Origin of the sequence: Curtobacterium sp. TC1, from assembly GCF_019844075.1 — a bacterium.
In the GTDB taxonomy this organism is placed as follows: Bacteria; Actinomycetota; Actinomycetes; order Actinomycetales; family Microbacteriaceae; genus Curtobacterium.
The window spans coordinates 380784-403514 of the sequence record NZ_CP081964.1 but is presented as its reverse complement, the minus strand read 5'-3'; the positions used below and the strand labels follow the sequence as shown (position 1 = coordinate 403514).

At 71.5% G+C, this 22731-nt stretch carries 27 protein-coding genes; 6 read left to right on the top strand and 21 right to left on the bottom strand.

Features of this window, described 5'->3' with window-relative positions; all coding sequences use genetic code 11:
• Positions 1-44 precede the first annotated feature (44 nt).
• Complete coding sequence (locus tag KZI27_RS03085) at positions 45-1052, top strand: Ku protein (RefSeq protein ID WP_222659273.1); 1008 nt, start codon at positions 45-47, stop codon at positions 1050-1052.
• Between the two features lie 46 nt (positions 1053-1098).
• Positions 1099-1779 carry an antibiotic biosynthesis monooxygenase gene (locus KZI27_RS03080; protein ID WP_261784043.1) on the top strand — a complete coding sequence of 227 codons (681 nt, stop codon included), beginning with the start codon at positions 1099-1101 and terminating at the stop codon, positions 1777-1779.
• Here the strand turns inward: KZI27_RS03080 and KZI27_RS03075 are convergent.
• The 6 genes from KZI27_RS03075 to KZI27_RS03050 are packed head-to-tail and all read right to left on the bottom strand — an operon-like array spanning position 1776 to position 7411.
• Entirely contained in the window at positions 1776-2384 is a 609-nt protein-coding gene (locus KZI27_RS03075; RefSeq protein WP_222659272.1) for a TetR/AcrR family transcriptional regulator, read from the bottom strand. The genes KZI27_RS03080 and KZI27_RS03075 overlap by 4 nt on opposite strands.
• Entirely contained in the window at positions 2381-3091 is a 711-nt protein-coding gene (locus KZI27_RS03070; protein WP_222659271.1) for a DUF998 domain-containing protein, read from the bottom strand. The genes KZI27_RS03075 and KZI27_RS03070 overlap by 4 nt, the downstream gene beginning before the upstream one ends.
• A 19-nt stretch (positions 3092-3110) precedes the next feature.
• On the bottom strand, positions 3111-4055 hold the full coding sequence (locus KZI27_RS03065; RefSeq protein ID WP_123310745.1) for a Ppx/GppA phosphatase family protein: 945 nt from the start codon (positions 4053-4055) through the stop codon (positions 3111-3113).
• Positions 4056-4083: 28 nt separating this feature from the next.
• Positions 4084-4965 (bottom strand): ribokinase, encoded by an 882-nt coding sequence (locus tag KZI27_RS03060; RefSeq protein ID WP_222659270.1) that lies wholly within the window; start codon positions 4963-4965, stop codon positions 4084-4086.
• Positions 4962-6392, bottom strand: coding sequence for an MFS transporter (locus KZI27_RS03055; protein ID WP_123310749.1), 1431 nt, complete (start codon positions 6390-6392; stop codon positions 4962-4964). Before KZI27_RS03055 ends, KZI27_RS03060 begins: the two co-directional genes overlap by 4 nt.
• 5 nt (positions 6393-6397) lie before the next feature.
• On the bottom strand, positions 6398-7411 hold the full coding sequence (locus KZI27_RS03050) for a nucleoside hydrolase (protein ID WP_222659269.1): 1014 nt from the start codon (positions 7409-7411) through the stop codon (positions 6398-6400).
• A 163-nt stretch (positions 7412-7574) separates the two neighbouring features.
• Between KZI27_RS03050 and KZI27_RS03045 the strand changes: the two genes are divergently transcribed.
• A complete protein-coding gene (locus KZI27_RS03045) occupies positions 7575-8573 on the top strand; it encodes a LacI family DNA-binding transcriptional regulator (RefSeq protein WP_261784042.1) in 999 nt (332 codons plus the stop codon).
• 143 nt (positions 8574-8716) lie between these two features.
• Here the strand turns inward: KZI27_RS03045 and KZI27_RS03040 are convergent, their stop codons facing one another.
• From KZI27_RS03040 to KZI27_RS03000, 9 genes are all read right to left on the bottom strand, one after another.
• Positions 8717-10420: an MDR family MFS transporter gene (locus KZI27_RS03040; RefSeq protein WP_222659268.1), complete on the bottom strand. Its 1704-nt coding sequence runs from the start codon at positions 10418-10420 to the stop codon at positions 8717-8719.
• Positions 10417-11037, bottom strand: a complete 621-nt coding sequence (locus tag KZI27_RS03035) for a TetR/AcrR family transcriptional regulator (RefSeq protein WP_261784041.1) — start codon at positions 11035-11037, stop codon at positions 10417-10419. Before KZI27_RS03035 ends, KZI27_RS03040 begins: the two co-directional genes overlap by 4 nt.
• 52 nt (positions 11038-11089) lie before the next feature.
• Positions 11090-11572, bottom strand: a complete 483-nt coding sequence (locus KZI27_RS03030; protein WP_261784040.1) for a GNAT family N-acetyltransferase — start codon at positions 11570-11572, stop codon at positions 11090-11092.
• 40 nt (positions 11573-11612) lie between these two features.
• Positions 11613-12302 (bottom strand): HAD family hydrolase, encoded by a 690-nt coding sequence (locus KZI27_RS03025; RefSeq protein ID WP_222659267.1) that lies wholly within the window; start codon positions 12300-12302, stop codon positions 11613-11615.
• A 55-nt stretch (positions 12303-12357) separates the two neighbouring features.
• The gene (locus tag KZI27_RS03020) at positions 12358-12999 is read right to left on the bottom strand and encodes an MBL fold metallo-hydrolase (RefSeq protein WP_222659266.1); all 642 of its coding nucleotides are present in this window, start codon (positions 12997-12999) and stop codon (positions 12358-12360) included.
• 57 nt (positions 13000-13056) lie between these two features.
• A complete protein-coding gene (locus tag KZI27_RS03015) occupies positions 13057-13482 on the bottom strand; it encodes a MarR family winged helix-turn-helix transcriptional regulator (protein WP_222659265.1) in 426 nt (141 codons plus the stop codon).
• Positions 13483-13560: 78 nt separating this feature from the next.
• Positions 13561-14133 carry a DUF3618 domain-containing protein gene (locus KZI27_RS03010; protein ID WP_222659264.1) on the bottom strand — a complete coding sequence of 191 codons (573 nt, stop codon included), beginning with the start codon at positions 14131-14133 and terminating at the stop codon, positions 13561-13563.
• Positions 14130-14576: a phage holin family protein gene (locus KZI27_RS03005; protein WP_258373306.1), complete on the bottom strand. Its 447-nt coding sequence runs from the start codon at positions 14574-14576 to the stop codon at positions 14130-14132. The genes KZI27_RS03010 and KZI27_RS03005 overlap by 4 nt, the downstream gene beginning before the upstream one ends.
• Positions 14573-15367 (bottom strand): hypothetical protein, encoded by a 795-nt coding sequence (locus KZI27_RS03000; RefSeq protein ID WP_222659263.1) that lies wholly within the window; start codon positions 15365-15367, stop codon positions 14573-14575. Before KZI27_RS03000 ends, KZI27_RS03005 begins: the two co-directional genes overlap by 4 nt.
• Before the next feature lie 148 nt (positions 15368-15515).
• Here KZI27_RS03000 and KZI27_RS02995 point away from each other — a divergent pair, with 148 nt between their 5' ends.
• Positions 15516-16271 carry a glycosyltransferase family 2 protein gene (locus tag KZI27_RS02995; RefSeq protein ID WP_222659262.1) on the top strand — a complete coding sequence of 252 codons (756 nt, stop codon included), beginning with the start codon at positions 15516-15518 and terminating at the stop codon, positions 16269-16271.
• A gap of 94 nt (positions 16272-16365) precedes the next feature.
• A complete protein-coding gene (locus KZI27_RS02990) occupies positions 16366-17043 on the top strand; it encodes a hypothetical protein (RefSeq protein ID WP_222659261.1) in 678 nt (225 codons plus the stop codon).
• A 50-nt stretch (positions 17044-17093) separates the two neighbouring features.
• Here the strand turns inward: KZI27_RS02990 and KZI27_RS02985 are convergent, their stop codons facing one another.
• Positions 17094-17711: a helix-turn-helix domain-containing protein gene (locus KZI27_RS02985; protein ID WP_222659260.1), complete on the bottom strand. Its 618-nt coding sequence runs from the start codon at positions 17709-17711 to the stop codon at positions 17094-17096.
• Positions 17712-17769: 58 nt separating this feature from the next.
• On the opposite strand from KZI27_RS02985, the gene KZI27_RS02980 reads away from it, so the two are divergent.
• A complete protein-coding gene (locus tag KZI27_RS02980; RefSeq protein WP_222659259.1) occupies positions 17770-18747 on the top strand; it encodes an NAD(P)/FAD-dependent oxidoreductase in 978 nt (325 codons plus the stop codon).
• Here the strand turns inward: KZI27_RS02980 and KZI27_RS02975 are convergent.
• The 5 genes from KZI27_RS02975 to KZI27_RS02955 all read right to left on the bottom strand — a co-directional run bounded on the left by KZI27_RS02975 (position 18732) and on the right by KZI27_RS02955 (position 22670).
• On the bottom strand, positions 18732-19397 hold the full coding sequence (locus KZI27_RS02975) for a pentapeptide repeat-containing protein (RefSeq protein ID WP_222659258.1): 666 nt from the start codon (positions 19395-19397) through the stop codon (positions 18732-18734). The genes KZI27_RS02980 and KZI27_RS02975 overlap by 16 nt on opposite strands.
• A 34-nt stretch (positions 19398-19431) precedes the next feature.
• Positions 19432-19842 (bottom strand): DUF6314 family protein, encoded by a 411-nt coding sequence (locus KZI27_RS02970; protein ID WP_222659257.1) that lies wholly within the window; start codon positions 19840-19842, stop codon positions 19432-19434.
• Between the two features lie 9 nt (positions 19843-19851).
• Positions 19852-20205, bottom strand: coding sequence for an SHOCT domain-containing protein (locus tag KZI27_RS02965; protein ID WP_222659256.1), 354 nt, complete (start codon positions 20203-20205; stop codon positions 19852-19854).
• Between the two features lie 183 nt (positions 20206-20388).
• Entirely contained in the window at positions 20389-21477 is a 1089-nt protein-coding gene (locus KZI27_RS02960; RefSeq protein ID WP_222659255.1) for an NAD-dependent epimerase/dehydratase family protein, read from the bottom strand.
• On the bottom strand, positions 21477-22670 hold the full coding sequence (locus KZI27_RS02955; protein ID WP_222659254.1) for a zinc-dependent alcohol dehydrogenase: 1194 nt from the start codon (positions 22668-22670) through the stop codon (positions 21477-21479). The genes KZI27_RS02960 and KZI27_RS02955 overlap by 1 nt, the downstream gene beginning before the upstream one ends.
• Positions 22671-22731: the final 61 nt, after the last annotated feature.

Below are 22731 nucleotides of genomic sequence, written 5' to 3'. Positions count from 1 at the left end.
GTCGGCTGCGGGCGCTCCCGTGCGGACACGGGCATCATGTGCGCATGAGGTCGATCTGGAAGGGCTCCATCGCGTTCGGGCTCGTCAACGTGCCCATCAAGGTGTACGCAGCCACCGAGACGCACGACGTGTCCCTGCACCAGGTCCACGACGAGGACAAGGGCCGCATCCGCTACAAGCGCGTCTGCGAGTTCGGGCACGAGGTCGAGTACGCCGACATCCAGCGTGCTTACGACGACGGCGACAAGACCGTGGTGCTCACGGCGGACGACTTCAAGCAGCTCCCCGAGGAGCAGTCGCACGAGGTCGAGGTGCTCGAGTTCGTGCCCGTCGACCAGGTCGACCCGATGATGTTCGAGAAGACGTACTACCTGGAGCCCGACTCGCGCTCGCCGAAGGCCTACGTGCTGCTGCGCGAGACCCTGGCGAAGACCGACCGGTTGGCGATCGTGCAGTTCACGCTGCGTCAGAAGACCCGGCTCGGTGTACTCCGTGTGCACGACGACGTCATCCTGCTGCAGGGACTGCTGTGGGGTGACGAGGTACGGGCGGCCGACTTCTCGGCGCTGGACTCGTCGGTGAAGGTCAGCGCGAACGAGTTGAAGATGTCGTCGTCGCTGGTCGAGAGCATGTCGACGGACTTCGACCCCGACCGCTACACCGACTCCTACCAAGAGGAACTGCAGCAGCTCATCGACGCCAAGCTCGACGCCGGTGACGACATCGACACCGAGGAGACGTTCGGCGCGAAGGACGACGAGGACGACGAGGGCGAGGGCGGCGACGTCCTGGACCTGATGGCCGCCCTGCGTGCATCCGTGGACAAGAAGCGGACGGGAGGCTCGGGGTCGCGTTCGGCGTCGAGCTCGCGTTCGTCGTCGGGTTCGGACTCGAGCACGTCGGGCTCGACGAAGAAGGCACCGGCCGCGAAGGCGCCGGCGAAGAAGACTGCGCCCGCGAAGGCCACCGAGAAGAAGGCGCCGGCGAAGAAAGCACCCGCGAAGAAGCCCGCGGCGAAGAAGGCACCCGCCGAGAAGAAGCAGGCAAGCTAGCGGCACGCGACACGAGCCGGTAACACGCGTCCGCGAGACTGGACGCATGACTCCACAAGAGCCAGGGAGCCTGTCCCCATCGGCACGACCCGCCCGCCGCTGGCGCGTCGGTCAGGAACCGGCGACGGGGGCCCCGTCGTCACCCGAGACCGCCGGCCCGCCCGTCACCGTGTCCATCACCCGCCTGGTCGAACCCGACCGCATCCCCGAGGTCACCCACTGGGTGCAGTCCGGGGTGAACCTCGCCAACCGCTACCCGGGCTTCCTCGGCTCCGGGTGGGTGCGGTCCAGGGCACAGTCCCGCGAGTGGCACATGCTCTACCGCTTCGCCGACCACGACTCGCTCGCCACGTGGGAGAACTCCGACGACCGGCTCCGCTGGCTCGACCTCGGGCGCGACCTGGTCGTGGAGTCCCGCGTCGAGAAGCGCACCGGCATCGAGGGCTGGTTCGACGTCCCGCAGGATGCCCCAGCCTCGAGCGCTCCGCCGCGGTGGAAGCAGGCGGTGAGCATCTGGCTCGGCTTCTTCCCGGTGAACCTGGCGTTCACGTACCTGATGGCGTGGGCCGTTCCCGCGTTCGCGCACGTCGCGATCCTGCCCCGAGTCCTGATCACCACGGTCGTGCTCACACCGATCATGACCTTCTGGGTGCTGCCGTTCGTGACGAAGCTGATCCGTCCGTGGCTGCTCGCGCCCCCGCGGTCCGAGCGGGCGACACGGACCTAGCCGACCACCCCGGGCACGTCGCCGCCGTACCCGAGTGCATCCCACGCCACCCGCAGCACGTACGGCCGGGCCTCGGTCGCCGAGGCGTCGTCCTCGTAGGTCAGCGCGAGCATCATGATCGCGCCGAAGGCACCGGACACCCGTGCTCGTCGGTCGAGCGACGCGGCCGCGGGGTCGCCGAGGTCCAGGCCGAAGAGTTCGAGCAGGATCGCTGCGACCGGGACCAGCCGCGCACCGACGTCGTCACCGCGTCGCAGCGTGAACGCGGCGAGGGCGAGCTCCGCCCACCCCGGCCGGGCCAGTGCGAGGTCGGTGATCCCGGCCAGCGCCGCGGCGTCGCGGTCCGGACCGAACTGCATCAGCCGAACCGCCTCGCGCACCGTGTCGGTCTGTGCGGTGCACTGCGCGAGTGCGGCCTCGACGAGCTGCTCCTTGCTCGTGAACCGGGCGAGGATGCCCGCCTTCGAGTACCCGGCCTGGTCGGCGACGGCCTGCACGGCGGTGTCCTTGACGCCGCGGCGGGCGATGAGTCCGGCGGTGATGTCCAGGACGTCGGCGGTGATCTCCTCGGCGGAGGGCCGAGTACGGCGCGCGGGGCGGGTCACGCGCGCACCGCCGAGGCCCGTGCCGCCTGCCTGCGCCGTGCCGCCGCGATCAGCAGGGTGATCCCTGTGACGAGCTCCCACGCGACGATCGTGTACACGGCAGCACGCTCCCACACGCCGTCGGGGAACACGTCGACCACCGTCGAGGACGAGTCCACCACCAGCATCACCAGGGAGACGAGACCGACGATCCCGAGCGCGACGCTCACGATCCGGTAGGCCGCCGGGGCCCGCAGCGCACGCGACCCGATGCCGACGGTGATCGCGACGAGGTTGCCGGTCGTGATCGCTGCCGCGGCACCGAGGACGTGGAACACGATCGTGCCGCCGTCGGTGCTCGTCTGGCTACCGTGGAACGACCCGACCAGGACCATCCCGATCAGGTGGACGACGGCGAGGACCGCTGTCGTCACGCGCGCTCGGCGTGACGCGGCACGGAACACCCCGACCGCGAGCACCGCGGCGACGCCGAACAGGATGCCCTGCCCGATGAAGGTCGTGTTCATGAGCACGTGCAGCGGCGAGTCGATCGTCCGGCCCTGGAACGCGCCGACGTCGGGGACGCCGAGGTCGGAGATGTAGTTCGTCGCGTAGCTGTAGCCGGGGAACGCCGATGCGGAGACGGCTTCGCCGACGAGCCAGCCGACGCCCGCGACCGTCCAGAGGGCACCGGGGACGAGCGCGCGGGGAGTGTCCGAATTGGTCATGCACTGACCATAACGGTCACTACTGGGAGTTGCCCAACACCGACAGCTGGTCGAGCCGCTCGAGGATCACGCCCTCGCGGAGCGCCCACGGGCAGATCTCCAGTGCCGCCAGGTCGAAGATGTCGAGGCAGGCCTCGGCGACGAGCGCCCCGGGCACCACCTGGTGCGCCCGGCTCGCCGAGACCCCTGGGAGCTCCGCCAACTCGGCGACCGACATGGTCAGCAACGCCGGCAGCTTGGACCGGAGCACGTCTCCGTCGAGCACCCGCGGCACGAGCGGACCGGCAGCCGACGGCGCCGCTCCGCAGATCCGGGCGATCGACCGGAAGGTCTTCGAGGTCGCCACGGCACGGTCCGGACGCCCGGCGCGGAGCAGCTTGCCGGCGTCGCGGGCGATCTCCACCCGGATCTCGTGCCGGATGCGGCGGACGTCGTCCTCGGTCGGGGTGCCCGCCGCGAAGTAGGAGCGGGCGAGCCGGGCGGCACCGATCGGCATCGACCACGCGACGTCCGGCGCTTCGTCGGCTCCCCCGGCGATCTCGAGCGAGCCGCCGCCGATGTCGAACACCGCGAGCCGTCCGGCGGACCACCCGAACCACCGCCGGACGGCGAGGAACGTCAGCCGCGCTTCGTCCCCACCGGACAGGACGGCGAGCTCCACACCGGTCGAGGACTCGACGTGGGCGAGGACCGCGTCGGAGTTCACCGCGTCGCGGACGGCCGAGGTCGCGAAGGCGAGCATGTCCTCGCAGCCGCGTTCCTCGGCGACCCGGACGGCGTCCGCCACGAACCGCGTCAGGGCGTCGACGCCCTGCGGCGTCACCGCGCCGGCCTCGTCCAGGTGCTCGGCCAGCCGCAGCGGTTGCTTGAACGAGGACGCCGGCAGCGGCGCGGCGCCGCCGTGGGCGTCCACGACGAGCAGGTGGCCGGTGTTGGACCCGATGTCGAGGACTCCCACGCGCATGGCACAACGCTAGCGGCCGGGCAAGCGATCAACGGCCGGGAGGCCCGTCCTCCGCCCGCAGGAACGCCTCGAGTTCCGCCGTGGTCGGGTACGAGGCCTGCGCGCCCGCCTTGGTCGCGGCGTACGCCCCGACCCCCACCGCGAACCGTGCGGCGTCGACGAGGGAGTCCCCCGCCGCGAGCCGCAGGGCCACCGACCCCATGAAGGCGTCACCGCAGCCTGTGGTGTCCACCGGCTCGACCCGGACGGCGTCGATCGACACCGGTTCGGCGTCGCCGTCGTGCACGACGCAGCCCGAGCCGCCGCGGGTGACGATGGAGCGCGCGACGCCGTGCTCACCGAGTTCGGCGGCCTCGTGCTCGTTGACGAGCAGGACGTCGGTCAGCTCGAGCAGTTCGGCGGGGACGGCGCCGAAGGGCGACAGGTTCGTGAGCACCGTGACGCCGGCGTCGTGCGCGGCCCGGGCTGCCGCGAGGACGACGTCGATCGAGACCTCGAGGCAGAGGCCGAGCACGCCGGCGTCGTCGAAGGCGTCGGCGGGCACGTCGTCCGGCGACAGCGTGCCGTTCGCGCCGGCGGAGATCACGATGGTGTTCTCGCCGGCGCCGTCGACCGTGATGACGGCGGTGCCGGTGGCCACGCCCTCCCGGACGGCGACGTGCGTCGTGTCCGCACCCGCAGCCGCGACGGAGTCGCGGAGCAGTGCACCGTTCCCGTCGTCGCCGACCGCACCGATCATGCGGACCGTGCCCCCGAGCCTCCCGGCAGCCACCGCCTGGTTGGCGGACTTGCCACCGGGCAGGATCGCCAGGTCGGACCCGTGCAGGGTCTCACCGGGCTTCGGGAACCGCTCGGTCCGGACCACCAGGTCCGCGTTGAGCGATCCGACGATCACGATGGTCTGGGTCACCGGACGGTCTCCTTCTGCGGTGCGACGGACGTGGTCTCGGCGCTCTCCGGGCGGGGGATGAGGAACGAGATCGCGAGCGCGGCGGTCGTGATCACGGCACCGAGCAGCATGCCACCGGAGTACCCGGCGGTGCCCGCGGACCCGCCGACCCCGAGCGCGATCTGCAGCGCCGGCAGCACGGCGAAGCTGACCCCGGCGCCGAGGTTGAACGCACCGGCGTTCAGGCCGGGCAGGAAGCCGGGGTTCGACTCCGGCGAGAGCACGATGCCGAGGCCGTTGAGGATGATGTTCGCGATGCCGGCGTACGTGATGCCGATCAGGACGGTCGCGGTCACCAGGACCGGCAGCGAGTGCACGCCCACGAGCGCCATCAGGACCGTCGAGACGATGCTGCCGACCAGACCGACGCGGAGCACGGCCCGGTAGCCGATGGTCGGTGCGAGGCGTCCCGCGAACGGACCGACGATCCAGCCGACCAGCGCGTACGGGGTGAGGAACACGAGCGAGGCGAGGTCCGCCTCCATGCCGAAGCCGGCGTCGCCGTTCTGCGCGAGGGACGTGACGAGCCCGTTGACGACCGCGAAGACGCCGGTCATGGTCAGGAACGTCGTCGCCAGCAGCGCCCACGTGGCACGACGCTTCAGGAAGCGGGTCTCGACGAGCGGCTCCCGCACCCGGGACTCGACCGCCCAGAAGACCGCGAAGGCGGCGAGTGCGACGACGACGCCACCGATCACCAGTGCCGGGTTCGCGGCACCGAGCTTGCCGGCCTCGTTGAACGCGGTGAGGAGTGCGCCGACGCTCACCACCAGGGGGACGACACCGATCCAGTCCATCCGGGTGCCGGCGGACGGCTTCGACTCGACGCCCCACACGGCGACGAGTGCCAGCGCGATGACGGTGACGACGGCGATGACCCAGAAGATCCCTCGGAACCCGAAGTTCGTGGCGATCCAGCCGCCGGCGAGCGCGTCGACACCGGCGATGCCGCCGTTCACGGCGGTGAGCAGGCCGAGGGCGGCGCCGTAGCGCTTCGGGTCGGCGATCTCGTTGCGCAGGACGAGCAGGCAGATCGGGACGACCGGGCCGGTGACGCCCTGGATGATCCGGCCGGCGAACAGCATCGGCACGTTCACCGCGAGCGCGGCGACGATGCTGCCGACGAGCATCACGGCGAGCATGCCGATCAGGACGCGCTTGCGCCCGACGATGTCGGACAGGCGCGGCAGGAACAGCGAGAACAGCGCCGCGAGCGTGAAGTACAGGGTCTGCGACAGCCCGATGGTGGCGTCGTCGGTCTTGAGCTCGCGCGCCATGGTGACCAGCGCGGGGCTGAGCATGCTCGCGTTGAGCTGGAACGCGATGCACGCGGCGAGGAGCGCTGCGGTCAGGGCGCCGATCGACTTCTTCGTCGATGTGGTGGTCATGGTCGTCAGATCTCTGTGGTCGTGGCGGTGGTCGTGGCGGGGCGAGGGGTCCAACCGGTGTCGGGGGTCTCGCCGATGCGTTCGAGGGCGTCGACGACCAGGTCCCAGAAGCGGCCGTGGTCGAGCTCCATCGCGGCGCTCGTGCGGCAGTCCTCCGGCGCGGGCGCACGGAAGTCGGCGACGGTCATGCCGAGCGTCAGGGTGCCCTGGGTCTCGATGTGGATCGGGACCTTCACGGCGCGGACGATGGTCGGGTCGATGACGTACGCGACGGCGCAGGGGTCGTGGACCGGCGGGGCGTCGAAGCCCTGCGCGTCCTTGTAGGTCTGACCGAAGAAGTCGAGCAGCTCGCCGACGAACGCGGCGGGGGCGGTGCCGACGGCGGCGATGCGCGCGGCGACCTCCGGGGTGGCGAGGGCCTGGTGGGTCAGGTCGAGGCCGACCATGACGACGTCCCAGCCGGCGTCGAAGACGATCGAGGCGGCCTCGGGGTCGATGACGATGTTGAACTCGGCCACCGGGCTCCAGTTGCCGACGTGCACGCCGCCGCCCATGAGCACGACCTGCTTGACGCGCTCGACGATGCGGGGTTCCTTGCGGGCGGCGAGCGCGATGTTCGTCAGGCCGCCGGTCGGCACCAGCGTGACGGTGCCGGGCTCGTGCGCCATCACGGTGTCGATGATCAGGTCGACGGCGTGGCGCTCGTCGAGGTCGAACGACGGCTCGGGGAGCATCGGGCCGTCGAGCCCGCTCTCGCCGTGGATGTCCGGAGCGACCTCGATCTGGCGCAGGAGCGGACGGTCGGCGCCCGCGGCGAACGGCACCCCGGTGATGCCGGCGATGCGCGCGACGGCGAGGGCGTTGCGGGTGACCTTCGGCAGGGTCTGGTTGCCGACGACGGTGGTGACGGCCAGGAGCTCGATGTCCGGGTTGCCGTGGGCCAGCAGGATGGCGACGGCGTCGTCGTGGCCGGGGTCGCAGTCGAGGATGATCTTCGCTGGCTGGGTCGCACTGGGCACGCTGGGCGCTCCACTTCTTCGGGGAATCGAGGGGTCTGTGCTCGACGCGGTGGGGGTCCGCGGTCCGACAGAGCGTCGTCACGCAGCGCGTCAAGCGTTTGACATCGAAACACGTCAAGCGCTTGACGTCAAGTCGTCGAGGTGTCCTCGGTAGCATCGACCCGTGCCTTCATCCGTCGCTCCGGGCCGCCGTGTGACCGCTGCCATGGTGGCCGAGCGCGCCGGGACGAGCATCGCCACGGTCTCCCTCGTCGTCAACGGCAAGGACCGCGGCCGGGTGTCCGTCCCCATCGCCACGCGGGTGCGTGACGCCGTCGACGAACTCGGCTACGTGGTCGACCACGCCGCCAGTTCCCTGGCGCGCGGCAGCGGTGACCTGGTCGTCCTCATCGCCCCGGACCTGTCGAACCCGTTCTTCGCCGAGGTCATCCGCGGCGTGCGCGACACCATCGGCGACCGGTTCCAGCTCGTGCTGTCGGTCACCGAGCGCGGCGCCCAGCCCCTGGCAGCCGACGTCCGGCGCTTCGAACGCCTCCGGCCCGCGGGCATCCTCGTCGACGCCCCGGCTGCGGGTGAGTCGATGTCGGCGAGCGTGCCCGTGGTCCTCCTCGACGCCCCCGGTGGCACCGAGGCCGTCAACTACGACCTCTCCCCCGGCGTCCACGACCTCGTCGCGCACCTGCACGAACTGGGGCACCGGCGCGTCGGGTACCTCGACGGGACCTCCCGTGCGACGACGTTCGGCGTCCGCCGCGAGCTCTTCGAACAGGAGTGCGCCGCCGCCGGCATCACCGTGTCCGAGGTCACCGCCCGCGCCGACCTGACGGTGGAGGCCGCAGCCTCGGCCACCGAGCACGTCATCGAGGCCTGGCAGGACGACGACGTCACCGCGGTCGTCGCCGCCGCCGACACCCTGGCGTACGGGGTCCTGCGCGTCGCCGGAGCGCTCGGCATCGCGGTCCCCGGAGAGCTCGCGGTCGCCGGCTTCGACGACCTGCCGTCGTCGTCGGTCACGTCCCCCGCGCTCACGAGCGTCGCACTGCCCGGCGCCGACCTCGGGCGCTCCGCCGCGGAACGCCTGCTCGCGACCCTCGACGGCACTGCGGCGGAGCCGGCAGCACTCCCCACCCGCCTGGTCCGCCGCGCGAGCACCGGCGCGTGACACCCGACCGCCGCGAGACTCGGGGCCGGAACCGCGAGCCTCGGCTTGGGCGACAGTTCTCGCGTCGACGAGCACGAGATCTGTCGCTGAGCCCGAGTCTCGGGGCCGGCAGCGGGACGCCGCGGGATCCGGCGGCGTCTCACTCAGTCGGAGGCGTCCCGGCGGGACGCCGGCGTCTCACCACCCGACGACACGGACTCGGACGACACGGACTCTGCGCGGCCCGCTCGCTGCGCGCGCTCGAGCGCGTCGGCCTCGTCGCCGCCGACGGCCTCACCACGGGCGACCATGCCGGCCGTGTCGGAGAGCGTGATCTGCGGCAGGAACAGTGCGAGCAGGAACGCCACCGCGATGAAGGGCAGCAGGTACCAGAACACCGGCGCGAGCGAGTCGGCGTACGCGTTCACGATGCCGTCCTGCACCGCCGGAGGCAGCCCGGCCACGGTCGACGGGTCGATGCTGCCCGCCGACGACGCCGCATCGGTGGCCGAGCCGCCGGCACCGCGGAACACGTCGGTGAGCGACGTCGTGAGCCGGGCGGTGAACAGCGCACCGAAGACGGCGGTGCCGAGGGAGGCGCCGACCTCGCGGAAGTAGTTGTTCGTCGAGGTCGCGGTACCCACCTGCTCGGCGGGCACGGCGTTCTGCGCGACGAGGACGACCACCTGCATGATCAGTCCGAGCCCGGCGCCGAAGACGAACAGGTACGCGCAGATCAGCCAGATCGGGGTGTCCGCTGCGAGCTGGGTCATCGCGAGCATCGCGATGGCGACCAGGACCGTGCCGATGATCGGGAACATCCGGTAGCGCCCGGTCTTGGTGATCAGGTTGCCGGACGCGATCGAGGTCCCGATCAGACCGACCATCATCGGCAGCATGAGCAGCCCCGACACCGCGGCCGAGGTGCCCGAAGCCATCTGCAGGAACGTCGGGACGAACCCGATCGCGGCGAACATGCCGATGCCGAGCACCAGGCCGATGCCGGTCGCCAGCAGGAACGTGCGGTTCCTGAAGAACGACAGCGGGAGGACCGGGTCCTGCGCGCGCGACTCGACGAGCACGAGGAGCGCCGCCGAGACGACGAGCCCCGCGAACCAGGCCCACGTCTCTGGGGCGTCCCAGCCGTGGTCCTTGCTGCCGCCGAACTCCGAGAAGAACACCAGGCACGTGGTCGCGGCGGACATGAAGAGCACGCCGAGCACGTCGATGCGCTTCGTCGCCTTCTTGTTCGGCAGGGTCAGCGCGAACCACGCCACGAAGAACGCCGCGATGCCGACCGGGATGTTGATGTAGAACGCCCAGTTCCAGGTCAGGTGGTCGACGAAGAAGCCACCGAGCAGCGGGCCGCCGATCGCGGACAGGCCGAAGATCGCACCGAGGGGGCCGAGGTACTTGCCGCGCTGCGAGGCGGGCACGATGTCGGCGATGATCGCCTGCGACAGGATCATCAGACCGCCGCCGCCGAGCCCCTGCATCGCACGGAACACGACGAGCTGCGTGAAGTCAACGGCGAAGGCACACCCGGCCGACGCGATGGTGAACAGGGCGATCGCGATGAGGAACAGGTTGCGGCGCCCCAGGACGTCACCGAACTTGCCGTACACGGGCATCACGATGGTCGAGGCGAGCAGGTACCCGGTCGTCAGCCACGCCTGGTGTGCGACGCCGCCGAGTTCGCCGACGATGGTGGGCATCGCCGTCGAGACGATGGTCTGGTCGAGGCTGGAGAGCAGCATCCCCGCGATGAGCGCGGAGAAGATGATCCAGATCCGGCGCTGCGTCAGCAGCAGCGGCCCGTCGGTGCCGGGGCGGGCACGCTTGGTGGTGCCCGGCGCGGTTGCGCTCATGAGGTGTGTTCCCGTTCGGTCGTGGTGACCGCCCTGAGCAGGCGGAGGTTCTCGGTGAGCAGCGCGTCGAACGTCGGGCCGGTGGCCTCGTCGAAGGCGTCGTCGAAGTAGGTCTCCGCCGTCACCTTGAGCAGCCCCGCGGCAGCCTCGGTGACGAGGCGCGCACGGCGGTCGGCGGGATCATCCCATCCGAACCGCAGCCGCACGGCGTCCGTGATCCGGGCGAGCTGCACGTCGGTCGCCGACAGGAACCGCGCGACGAGCGCCGGCTCCCGCTCGAAGACCCGGCGCACCAGGACCTCGTCCGCACGATCGATGCCCACGCGGTGGAACTGGTCGATCGCCAGCGCGACGATCGAGTCGAGCGGGTCGAGTCCGCCGGCCACGATGCCGCCCGCGGCGTACCGGTCGATCGCCTCGACGTCGGCGTGCAGCTCGATGCCGAGCACGGCGTCGTCCTTCGATGCGAAGTGGTTGAAGAACGTGCGACGCGACACTCCGACGCTCTCGCAGAGCTGTTCGATCGTGAAACCGCTCAACCCGTGCTCGACCGTCGCCCGACGTGCCTCGCCGATCATGCGTCGGCGCAGCGCGCGGGTGCGTTCGGTGGTGCTCACCGAGCAAGAATTGCACTATCCACCTGAAAGTGCAATCGGAAGAGCCGTACCCCTACAGCGCCTTCTCGAAGCAGAACGACCACGGCATCGTCGCCGCGTACGGCGCGTAGACGGGGATCGGGTTCCACCCGGTCTTCTCGTACAGGGCGACCGCGTCGGGCTGCTTGTCGCCGGTCTGCAGGATCAGCCGGGGCGCACCGAGCTCGCGACCGATGCGCTCGCACTCGTCGAGCAGCGCGGTGGCGGCACCCTTGCCACGGGCCGAGGTCAGCACGATCAGGCGCTTCAGCTCGACCTCGTCACCCAGGCGCCGGATCGCGATGTGGCCGACGGCGTCGCCGGACTCGTCGAGGGCGAGGACCGAGGTGACGACGGTCGACGGGTCGACGGACAGCGCACGGCCCCGCTCGGCCGTGATCGCCGGGTCCTCGTCGCCGTTCGACGAGCCGTAGCGTTCGTGCATCTCGTCGTCCATGCGGGCGCGGAGCACCACGCCTCGGGGGTCGTCCCAGGACACGCGTTCGATCGTGATCACGGTCGACGATCCTGTCACGGATGCCGACCGCGGTGCACGCTCACGCACGCCTGCCCAGCGCGGCGATCGCACCGTCCCCGGACCGCAGCGCGGCGAGCACGGCAGCGGCGTCGTCGTGGACCTCCGCAGCACCGGCGCCGCGGAGTTCGTCGCCGCCGATGCCGCCGGTCATCACCGCGACGGAGGTCACGCCGACGCGTCCGGCCGACTCGACGTCCCACATCGCGTCGCCGACCATCACGGCGGCGTCGGCACGCACTCCAGCCCGGTCCAGCGCCACCTCGATGATCCCCGGGTCCGGCTTCGCCTGCTCGACGTCCTCGGAGCTCGTCACCGCGGTGAGCCACTCCTCGGCGTCGAGCAGTTCACGCAGCCGCGTCAGCTCGTTCTCCGGCGCACTCGTCGCCAGGACGACGGCGTGCCCCGCCTCGGCGACCGCACGGAGCAGGTCGCGGGCCCCCGGCAGCAGCCGCAGCTGGGGCATGTGCTCGGCGAAGTAGGCGGTGTTGAACTGCTTGACGGTCTCGCGCGTCTCGTCGGAGGCGTCCGGCAGCAGCGTCTCGAGCAGCTTCGCCGAGTCCATGCCGATCGCTCGGTGGATGCGCCACGCGTCGACGGACTCGCCCGCTGCGCGGGCAGCGCGCCACCAGGCGTCGATGTGGGCGTAGTTCGAGTCGACGAGCGTGCCGTCGATGTCGAAGAGGACTGCGGTCGAGGGAGCGTCGGACATCCCTCCATGCTGCCCGGGAGGCACGGATCGCCTCCCAGGAGCACGGTCGGGTCCGTCAGACGGTGATCGATTCCCCCGCGGGCAGGATCAGGACCGGCACCGGTCCGAGTCCGTCCGAGCCGAGGAACCGCGCGGTGGACTGCTGGCCGAGGTCGCTCAGCATCGCCTCGTGGATCTGGACGGCACGCTCCGGCGCCACCGATCGGACGTAGTCGACCGCGGCGGCGGTGCTCGTCCACGGACCGCTGGTCGGCAGGAGCAGCGTCTGCACGGGGACACCCGGCTCGAGGTACGCATCCCCCGGGTGGAACACGGCACCGTCCACCAGGTAGCCGACGTTCGCGATCGTCGGGATGTCACGGTGGATGACCGCGTGCTCCTCGCCGAAGGCCCGCACCGAGAACGAGCCGATCTCGAACGCGTCACCGGCGTGCACCGCCCTCACGCGACCGTCGTGGTCGCCGAGCTGTTCGACGACCGACCCGGGAGCCCGGACCACGAGGGCGTCGTTCGCGTCGAGCCCGGCACGGACGGCCTCGACGTCGAAGTGGTCGGGGTGCTCGTGGGTGATGAGGACGGCGGCGGCTGCGCGGACGAGGTCGGCGGCCTCGGGCGTGAACACCCCCGGGTCGATGACGAGCGTGGTGCCGTCCTGCTCGAGGACGACGGTGGCGTGGTTGTACTTCGTCAACTCCATGTCGACAACAGTACAACCATGTTGTACTTCTGATCGGGGATCTCGGTGAGGAAGCGCTCAGTCGGCGCGCCGGGCCAACCGTTCGAAGATGCCGGGCAGGCGTTCGAGGGCCGCACGTTCCTCGTCGTCGAGTTCCTCACGGATCGCCGTCGCCAACCAGTCGGCCCGCGCCGTCATGTCCCGGCGGAGGACCTCACGGCCCGTGTCGGAGATGCGGATGACCGACACGCGCCGATCGGTGTCCGACGCCGTCCGCTCGACGTACCCGAGGTCCGCGAGCTCCCCGACCGTGCGCGACTGCCCCTGGTGCTTCACCGCTCGGCGACGAGCCAGCTCCGCGATCGGCATCGGCCCCTCGCGCTCGAGGAACCCGAGGGTCGTCGCGTGGGCGGTCGGCAGCGAGTCCGCCTCGCGCTTCGCAGCGCGCACGACGCGACCGATCGCGTGGCGGAGCTCCACGGCGAGTTCGTCGGTCCGGTCCATGCCCGGAACGCTACCGCGTGACGGACGGGCGGCCCGTGGCGGAGTCGCCACGGGCCTCCCGTCCGTCTCCCGATCGCGTCAGCTGCTGCGGACGTCGTCCGCGGCGCCCTTCGCGTGCTCCTGCACGTCCGACGCGGCGCCCTGCGCCTCGTCCTTGACGGTCTGGGCGGCGTCCTGCGCAGTGCCCTTGAGATCCTGCGCGTGCCCCTTCACGGCGTCCCCGAGCTGCGACCCGGCGTCCTTCGCCTGCTCCTTGACCTCGTCGACCAGGGGCGCTGCCTTGTCCTTGAGTTCGACGGCCACCTCCTCCTCCTTGTCGCTCGCGGGGATGAGCGACGACACGAGCCAGCCGGCACCGAACGCGATGAGTCCGATCGCCAGCGGTGCCCCCTTGGCCTGCTCGACCCCGCGCTGGGCGACGTCCTTCGCCTGGTCCGCGGCACTGGACGCCGAGCCCGAGGCGCTCGACTTCGCGGAGTCCGCGGCGCCCATCACGGATTCGCGGACGCCCTGGAACCGGCTCTTCACCTTCTCGGTCTGGCGGTGGGCGATCGACGACGGGCTGACCTTGTCGGCCAGGGCGTCGACGTCGGAGCCGAGTTCGCCGCGGGTGCGCTCGATGTCGGCGCGGATCTCGTCTGGGGTGCTCATGGCTTCCTCCCGGTGGTGGTGGGCTTGAGTGTTTCGGGGACTTCCTTGGCGGTGGCGACCGTCTGGGGCAGGCCCGTGATCTCCTTGGCCGCAGCGCGGCCACGGAGACCGAGGACGACGGCGACGATCGCGTAGACCGCAGCGACGATGAGGGCGGACCACGCGTTGCCGACGGCGTACCCGATGGCCCACCAGGCTGCGATCGAGACGAAGAGCAGCGAGAAGAACGCGGTGAGTCCGGCGCCGCCGAACATCCCGCCCGCCTTGCCGGCCTTCTTCGCCGAGTCGGTCAGCTCCGCCTTCGCGAGGGCGATCTCCTGCCGGAACAGGCTGGAGAGGTCGCGCGAGACGTCGGACAGGAGTTCGCCGAGCGGTGTCGTGGCGGCCCGTTCCTCAGGTGTCGGCTCACCCGGCGAGGTCGCACCCGGCACGGTGTGGCTCACAGGGCGCTCCCGGGGCCGGTCCCGGTGCCGGTGTGGGTCGCGGTGGGCCCGTCCCCGGCTTCCTTCTCGTGCTTGGCGTCGGCGGCGAGCGCCTTCGTCAGCCGACCGGCGAGGATGCCGGCGCCGGCGGCGATCGCGATGAACGTGCCAGGACGCTTCGCGGCGAAGGTCTTGACCTCGTCGAGGAGCGAGCCCGGGTCCCGGTTCTCGAGGAACCCGGCGGCCGAGGTCGCACGACCGGACAGGTCGCGGACGACCTTCGCCGCCACGCCCTGGTCCTCGTCGTTCTCGGCCATGCGGCCGAGCTGCTCGCCGAGGCTGCGGAGGCCTCCGGCGGCGCGCTCCTGCTGCTCGCCGGCCTGCTGCTTGAGGTTCTCCGACGCCTGGCCGTAGAGCTGCTTCGCGTGGTCGGTCGCCTCGGAGGCGACTTTCGCGGCCTGCTCCTTGGCGGTGCCGGCGACGTCGGAGGCCTTCGCCTTCGCGTCACCGGCGACGTCCTGCGCGGCACCCTTCGCCGCGTCGGCCTTGCCGGAGCCGGCGTCGGCAGTGGTGCTGGCGTCGGAGGTGGAGCCGGCGTCGGCGGTGGTGCCGGTGTCGGCCCGGCCGGGGCCCTCGTCGTCGCCGAACGGGTCGTACGCCTGCGCGACGTCCGGGTCCGTCGGTCCGGCTGCGGGCACGCCGCTCGCGAACGACGGCACGGTCACGCCGGGACGGACCTCGTGGCCGTCGGAGGCGGCCGTGCGGTCGTGGATGGGCGTCCCGGAGTCGTTCCCGGGTGGGTTCGTGGTCATGGTCGGCCTTCCGGTTGTCCGTCACCACCGGCGTGCACCGGCGGCGTTGCGTGACCGAAGGTGCGCGCTCCGCGGTGTGCCCGAGCGCAGGAACGCCACGGAACGCGGACCGGCTGTCCGCACAGCGAACCTCCGGTTGGATCGGAGGATGGTCCGCGTCTCCGTCGTCATCCCCGTGCGCGACGACTCCGCACACCTGCGACGCTGTCTCGACGCCCTCGCGGTGCAGACGCTGCTCGCCGACGAGGTGGTCGTGGTCGACAACGGCAGCCGGGACGACAGTGCAGAGGTCGCCCAGGCAGCGGGGGCGGTCGTGCTGACCGAACGCATCCGTGGCATCGCCCGGGCATCGGCGCGCGGCTACGACCGGGCCTCCGGGGACGTCCTCGTCCGGCTCGACGCCGACTCCGTGCCGCCGCCGGGGTGGATCGCCGACGCGCTGCGACTGCTGGCCGATCCGGAGGTCGTCGCGGTGACCGGTCCCGGACGCCCGCACGACGGTGGTCCGCTGATCGGTCAGCTGTGGGACGCCGTGTACATGCGGCCGTACTTCGCGCTCATGTGGGCCGCGCTCGGCCGGCCACCGTTGTTCGGGTCCGCGATGGCCATGCGGCGGTCGACCTGGGACGCCATCCGTGGCCGAGCGCACCGCGAGGACCCCGAGGTCCACGACGACGTCGACCTGAGCATGCAGCTCGACCCGGCCTGGCGGGTGGTGGCCGACCCCGCGCTCACGGTGCAGGTGTCCGCGCGACCGTTGTCGGGCCTCCCCTCCGCCCTGCTGCGGACGCGACGCGCCTTCCACACGTTCCGCGTGAACGGGCGACGCGCGAACCCGGTGCGCCGGTGGGCGCGGCGGGTGCGCGCTGCGCTGCGCGTGCGGCGCGGGTGGCGCACCCGCTGACGGGTCACGGAACGGTGACGCTCGCGGACGCCATCGGCTCCGCCGCCTATGTTCGGATGCGCGGCGACGTCCGCACGACGAACGAGGGGGAACGATGCCGCGACGAGCGCGCACGACGACATCCGGGATCACGGCGACGCTGACGGCGGCGCTGGCGATCGGACTCGCCCTGTCGGGCTGCGCCCAGAGCGCTCCAGCGGGGCCGGGTACGCCGTCCGCGACGACGGCGGAGGGCACGGGCACGCCGAGCGCCAGCCCGAGCAGTACGCCGGAACCCACCTCCACGATCACGCAGGTCCCCGGGGTCGACTACGACGGCGGCACGGTGCCGGCGAGCTGCACCGATCTCATCACCCCCGGCAAGTGGGACAAGGCCTTCGCCTCCGCTCCGCTGAACGACCCCTCGGTCGTCGGCGACCCGGTCGCGATCCCGAAGAGCGCCTTCACCCCCGTCCTGCAGGCCGACGGCAAGCGTCTGTACTGCGTGTGGCGGGACCCGCAGGCCGACATCTCGTACCTGTCGATCGCGGTCGACGTCGTGGACTCGGCAACCGCGAGCGCAGCGCTGCAGAAGCTGCCGGACGACGGCTACGACTGCGGCAACGAGGCCGAGGGCTACCAGTGCCAGAAGGTGTCGAAGAACGAGCAGTACCCCGTCACCGACGGGGACACCTACTTCACGCGGGGTGACATCGGCATCCACATCCAGCAGTCGAACATCGAGACCTCGGGGCTCCTCGACGACGTCATGGACCACGTCTTCACGGCGTAGACCGAGCGGGCCAGCGGGCCAGTTGGCGCGCGGCCGCGCTGGCCTGCCGGTCAGCGCGCCGGCCTCGACCGCACGTGCGCGCGCTCGCCCTGCGGCCCGTACAGGCACAGCACCTCGGTGACCGAGTCGGTGACGTTGCCGATCCAGTGCGGAGTGTGCGTGTCGAACTCGGCGACCTCACCCGGCCCGAGGTCGAGGTCGTGCTCGCCGAGCACCAGGCGCAGCCGACCGGACAGCACGTAGAGCCACTCGTACCCCTCGTGCGTCTTCAGCGAGGGCTCGCCGCCGGGCTCGTGCGGCGGGAAGAGCTGCTTGAACGACCGCACGCCACCGGTGCGCTTCGTCAGGGGCACGACGACCCGCCCGCCGTGCACCTCGGGCTTCATGTGCACCCGGGGGTCGCCCGTCTGCGGCGCTCCGACCAGGTCGTCGAGCGGCACCTGGTACGCCCGCGCCAACGGGAGCAGCAGTTCGAGGGTCGGCTTGCGCTGCCCCGACTCGAGCCGCGAGAGCGTGCTCACCGACACTCCCGTCTGCTCGGACAGCGCGGCGAGCGTGACGTCGCGGTGGGCACGGAGTGCGCGCAGCCGGGGACCCACCCCGTCGACGACCTGCGCGGTCGTGCGGGGGACGACGGGTTCCTGCGGGCCGTGGGGCATGCTGCCCATGTTGCCACATCAGCAAGGTTCTTTGCCGTCCGTACCGCAGGGACCGCATGCTCCTTCCATGCGTGATCACTACGACGTCATCGTCATCGGCGGAGCAGCCGCCGGCCTCTCCGCCGCCCTCGTCCTCGGGCGTTCCCGCCGTTCCGTCCTCGTCGTCGACGCGGGCGAGCCCCGCAACGCGCCGTCGGCCGGCGCCCACAACTACCTCGGACGCGAGGGCATCGCACCCGCCGAGTTGTCCGCGATCGGTCGCGACGAGGTCGCCGCCTACGGAGTCGAGGTGACGGCCGGGAGGATCGTGGCCGCGTCCGCCACGACGGGCGACGGCACCGACCCGGTCGGCTTCTCGGTCACGCTGGACTCCGGCGCGGCCGTCACCGCCCGCAGGCTCGTCGTCGCCTCCGGCGCCGTGGACGTCCTGCCGCAGGTCCCGGGGCTCGCCGAGCAGTGGGGGCGCGGGGTCGTGCACTGCCCGTTCTGCCACGGGTGGGAGATCCGCGACCAGCGCATCGGCGTGCTCGTGACCACTCCGAACGGCGTGCACCACGCGCTCATGTTCCGGGCGCTGAGCGAGCACGTGACCGCGTTCGTCACCGATCCGGCGCTCGTCGACGACACCGCCCTGGCCGGTTTGCGGGCCCGCGGGATCGAGGTCGTGGACGACACCGTCACGCAGGTCCGCTCGTCGGACGGCACACTGACCGGGGTCACGCTCGGCTCCGGCGAGGTCGTCGAACTCGATGCCCTGGCCGCGGCGAGCACCGCCGAGGCGCGCGTGGACTTCCTGTCCGACCTGGGTCTGGTCGCGACCGACCAGTTCACGGGCGACTTCCGGTACGCGAGCGCGCTGGCGATCGACCCGGCCGGGCAGACGTCGGTGCGCGGGGTGTACGCGGCCGGCAACGTCGCGAACCCGATGGCGACGGTCATCGCGTCCGCAGCCGCCGGAGTCCAGGCCGGAGCGGCCGCGCACGGCGACCTGGTGCAGGCCGACCTCGCCGCCGCGCTGGCTGCGGGCGGTCAGTCGACGCGGTAGCCCGCCTGCGCCGCCAGCAGCGGGGCGAGCGTGTACAGCTGGTCGGCACCGATCGTGGCGCCGCGGAACCCCTCGAGGCGCTCGACCCGGTCGAGGTCGGCGCCGCGCAGGTCCACGTGGTCGATGCGCGTGTTCGACCCCTCGGCGTCGCGGATGCTGCTGCCCTCGAACGACACCCGGAGCAGCTTCGCGTCCGCGATGTCGAGCTCGTCGATGACGCAGTCGCGGAACACCACGTCGGTGAGCGTCGATCCGCGCAGGTTCACGAACCCGAACTTCATCCCGACGAACTCGACGCCGCTCAGCCCGGAGTCGTACAGCTCACCGGAACCGATGCGACCGCCGGACACCCGGACCTCGCGCCACGAACTGCTCGATGCCCGCAGCACCGGGGCGTCGAGCGTGTCGATGACCGAGTCGTGGACCCGCAGCCCGCGGAAGTCGGCGCCGTCGCCCCGCAGGGTGTCGATGACGCACTCCTCGATCTCGAGGTCCGGCAGCCGCTCGCCGGCCAGGTCGAGCACGTCGATGCGCTTGCCCTCGATGCGGTCACCGGTCAGGACGTCGCCGGGAGCCGGGGCCCAGTCCTCGAGGTCCGTCGGTTCGGTCAGGGTGATGCGCGGGGCGTCGGTGCCGGAGGAGCGTGCCATGGACTCAGTCTGGCGCGTGCCGCTGACGTCGTGGTCACGCCGGCGACCGCGTGAGCACGCTGTCGAGCCGGTAGTCCTTCGCCGGACCCCGGGCTTCCCAGCGTACGGTCCACCGCTGCTCGTCGCCGTCCAGTGCTCCGGTGTAGTCGTCCGGTGCACAGGCGTGGGTCACGCTCGTACCCCACACCCAGTCGTGGAACACCCGGCCGTCGGCGAAGTGCACGGTCCACGCGTGGTCATCGGCGCGCCGGACGGTCAGCGTCCGAGACACCGGGGTCGTGCGGCCGTCGAACGCCATCACGCCCGCTTCGTCCCAGCGGACCTCGTCTGCGGCGACCGCGGTGAGGGTCGTGGTGCCTGCGACGACGCCCCGCACACCGGCACGCCGGTCGTCCAGGGTCCGGCGGAGCACCCACTCCCCCAGCAGGTCCGTCGGCAGCAGCACCGACCCAGGTTAACCGCGCAGGGCCTCGGCTCGCGCCGCCCGGTGTTCCTCGTCGGAGATCACACCGCGAGCGTGCAGGTCGTCGAGTTCGGCGAGCCGCTGTTCGAGCGGCTTCTCTGGCGCGAGGGTGCGGCTCCGCATCGCCTGGTACGCGATGTCCTTCTGCAGGGTGAGCGGGTTCTGACCACGGTCGGCCATCCGCTTGCCGCGGTAGAGCGACAGGACGACGATCGTCAGGGTGGTGAGGATGGCCAGGGCTGCGACGACTCCGAACGCGATGCCGAACCAACCGCCGAACAGGTCGGACATCCCCGAGCCGCCCGGTCCCTCGAGTTCACTGAACGCCGACCAACTGAGCACCATGGCGCTCCCCCTTCTCACAACGACGAGCGAATCGTAGCGCGCCCCGAGCGCCCGTTCCTTCCCAGAACACCCGCGATGGAACGTGGAAACGGGCGTACCTGGTCGAAACTTCCGACCAGGTACGCCCGAAAACACCCGGTACGCCCGAACCGACCCGGCAGCGCCAGCCCCCGCCCAGCCCAGCTACCCCCGGAGCGGGTCCGACGCGGCCACGTGCGCACCGTCCGCGAACCCGGCCACGAGCGCACGCAACGCGTCTTCGGAGGTGTGCCGGGCCTCCCATCCGAGCACCGACCGGGCTCGGTCGGTCCGCATGATCGGCACGCCGGCCGCGATGTCGATCCAGCCGACGTCCGTCGGCTGCAACCGCAGCCGCCACGTGAGCGTCACGATCCCGCGCAGCAGTCCGAGCGGCATCCGGACGGCACCGAGCATGCCGAAGGCCCGGGCCAACCGCGGCGGGTTGAGCACGGGCGACGCGGCGATGTTGAACGCACCGCCGGCCCGCTGGTCGACGGTCCGCCAGTAGGCGTCCGCGACGTCGTCGGCGTGCACCGCCTGGAACACGAACGGGTACGGCAGGGGCAGCACCAGCCACCGGATCCACCGCACGATCGACATCGGCACGAGGTGCCCGAGGAACAGCCCGCGGATCTCGGCGGCGGCGTCCCGCTGGAAGATCAGGCCCGGGCGCAGCCGCGTGACGACCACGGACGGATGGGCTGCTTCGAAGGCGTCCATCGCCGACTCGTTCGCGGCCTTGTGGATCGAGTACGTCGCCGTGGGGATGCCGTCGGTCGGCCAGCTCTCGTCGACCGGGGTCCGCTTGCCCGCGGCGTCGACGCCCCGGTAGGTCCCGACCGACGACGCGACGACGACCTGCGGCACCCCTGCTCGCGCCACGGCCGACAGCACGTTCGCGGTGCCCGTGACGTTCGTCCGGTACTGCGCGGGGATGTCGTGCGTCGGTTGGAGCGCCCACGCCAGGTGGATCACCGCGTCGGCGCCGGTGAAGATCGCGGTGAGCTGGCCGATCGCGTCGGAGGCCCCGACGTCGACGGCGTGCCAGACCGCGGAGCCGTACGGCTCCGCGTGCACGTCCGGCAGCCGCCGGGCGACGCCGACGATCTCGACGCTGCCGTCGTGCCGGCCGTCGTCGGACGCGGGTGCTGCCTCGCCACCCGCCGCACGCGCGGCGGCCCGGGCCTCGGCGAGGCGGCGGAGCACCGCCGTCCCGACGTTGCCGGTCCCGCCGACGACGACGATCCGCATCAGGCGGCGGCCAGGGCGGGGTCGAGTACGACCTTGACGCAGCCGTCCTGCTTCTTCTGGAACACCTCGTACATGTGCGGGGCGTCCTCGAGCGACACCCGGTGCGTGGTGAGGTCGAGCGTGCCGAGCGGGTCCGAAGGGTCCTGCACGAGCGGCATGATGTCGTCGATCCAGTGCTTCACGTTGCACTGTCCCTCGCGGACGGTGATCTGCTTGTCGAACATCGTCATCATCGGCATCGGGTCGGCCATGCCGCCGTAGACGCCACTCAGGGACACGGTGCCGCCGCGGCGGACCAGGTCGATCGCGGCGTGCACAGCAGCGAGCCGGTCGATGCCCGCGGTCTCGATCGCCTTCTTCGCCAGCGCGTCGGGCAGCAGACCGGCAGCCCGCTGGGCGAAGCCTGCGACGGGGTTGCCGTGCGCCTCCATGCCGACGGCGTCGACGACCCCGTCGGGGCCGCGACCGTCGGTCAGGTCGACGAGCTCCGGCACGGTGTCCTTCGACAGGTCGAAGACCTCGGCGCCGTGCTTCGCCCCGAGGTCGCGTCGGACCTGTTCGGGCTCGACGGCGAGCACGCGGTAGCCCAGGTGCTTGCCGATGCGGGCGGCGAACTGGCCGACGGGGCCGAGGCCGAGCACCGCGAGCGTGCCGCCCTCCGGCACGTTGGCGTACTGCACGGCCTGCCACGCCGTCGGCAGGATGTCGCTGAGGAACAGCCACCGGTCGTCGGGCGTGCCGTCGTCCGGGATGACGATGGGGCCGTAGTCCGCGTGCGGGACGCGGAGGTACTCGGCCTGGCCGCCGGGGACCTGGCCGTACATCTTCGTGTAGCCGAACAGCGCCGCACCCGATCCGTACTCGGTGACCTGGGTGGTCTCGCACTGCGACTGCAGGCCGTTCTTGCACATCCAGCAGTGGCCGCACGAGATGTTGAAGGGGACGACGACACGGTCGCCGACCTTCAGGTTCGTGACGGCGCTGCCGACCTCCTCCACGATGCCCATGGGCTCGTGGCCGAGGACGTCGCCCTTGTCGATGTACGGGCCGAGGACCCGGTACAGGTGCAGGTCTGAGCCGCAGATCGCCGTGGACGTGATCCGCACGATCGCGTCGGTCGGTTCCTGGATGGTCGGGTCGGGGACGGTCTCGACGGACACCTTCTCGGTGCCCTGCCAGGTCAGTGCGCGCACGTCGCGTTCCTCTCGTGGTCGCTTCGAGCCGGCCGGGAGGCGCGGTTCGCTTCTGCCTCCT

Excerpts from the sequence above, each read along its gene's own strand:
- KZI27_RS03085 (WP_222659273.1), top strand. The coding sequence starts at position 45 with ATGAGGTCGATCTGGAAGGGCTCCATCGCGTTCGGGCTCGTCAACGTG.
- KZI27_RS03080 (WP_261784043.1), top strand. The coding sequence starts at position 1,099 with ATGACTCCACAAGAGCCAGGGAGCCTGTCCCCATCGGCACGACCCGCC.
- KZI27_RS03070 (WP_222659271.1), bottom strand. The coding sequence starts at position 3,091 with ATGACCAATTCGGACACTCCCCGCGCGCTCGTCCCCGGTGCCCTCTGG.
- KZI27_RS03065 (WP_123310745.1), bottom strand. The coding sequence starts at position 4,055 with ATGCGCGTGGGAGTCCTCGACATCGGGTCCAACACCGGCCACCTGCTC.
- KZI27_RS03055 (WP_123310749.1), bottom strand. The coding sequence starts at position 6,392 with ATGACCACCACATCGACGAAGAAGTCGATCGGCGCCCTGACCGCAGCG.
- KZI27_RS03040 (WP_222659268.1), bottom strand. The coding sequence starts at position 10,420 with ATGAGCGCAACCGCGCCGGGCACCACCAAGCGTGCCCGCCCCGGCACC.
- KZI27_RS03025 (WP_222659267.1), bottom strand. The coding sequence starts at position 12,302 with ATGTCCGACGCTCCCTCGACCGCAGTCCTCTTCGACATCGACGGCACG.
- KZI27_RS03020 (WP_222659266.1), bottom strand. The coding sequence starts at position 12,999 with ATGGAGTTGACGAAGTACAACCACGCCACCGTCGTCCTCGAGCAGGAC.
- KZI27_RS03015 (WP_222659265.1), bottom strand. The coding sequence starts at position 13,482 with ATGGACCGGACCGACGAACTCGCCGTGGAGCTCCGCCACGCGATCGGT.
- KZI27_RS03010 (WP_222659264.1), bottom strand. The coding sequence starts at position 14,133 with ATGAGCACCCCAGACGAGATCCGCGCCGACATCGAGCGCACCCGCGGC.
- KZI27_RS03000 (WP_222659263.1), bottom strand. The coding sequence starts at position 15,367 with ATGACCACGAACCCACCCGGGAACGACTCCGGGACGCCCATCCACGAC.
- KZI27_RS02995 (WP_222659262.1), top strand. The coding sequence starts at position 15,516 with ATGGTCCGCGTCTCCGTCGTCATCCCCGTGCGCGACGACTCCGCACAC.
- KZI27_RS02990 (WP_222659261.1), top strand. The coding sequence starts at position 16,366 with ATGCCGCGACGAGCGCGCACGACGACATCCGGGATCACGGCGACGCTG.
- KZI27_RS02985 (WP_222659260.1), bottom strand. The coding sequence starts at position 17,711 with ATGGGCAGCATGCCCCACGGCCCGCAGGAACCCGTCGTCCCCCGCACG.
- KZI27_RS02980 (WP_222659259.1), top strand. The coding sequence starts at position 17,770 with ATGCGTGATCACTACGACGTCATCGTCATCGGCGGAGCAGCCGCCGGC.
- KZI27_RS02975 (WP_222659258.1), bottom strand. The coding sequence starts at position 19,397 with ATGGCACGCTCCTCCGGCACCGACGCCCCGCGCATCACCCTGACCGAA.
- KZI27_RS02965 (WP_222659256.1), bottom strand. The coding sequence starts at position 20,205 with ATGGTGCTCAGTTGGTCGGCGTTCAGTGAACTCGAGGGACCGGGCGGC.
- KZI27_RS02960 (WP_222659255.1), bottom strand. The coding sequence starts at position 21,477 with ATGCGGATCGTCGTCGTCGGCGGGACCGGCAACGTCGGGACGGCGGTG.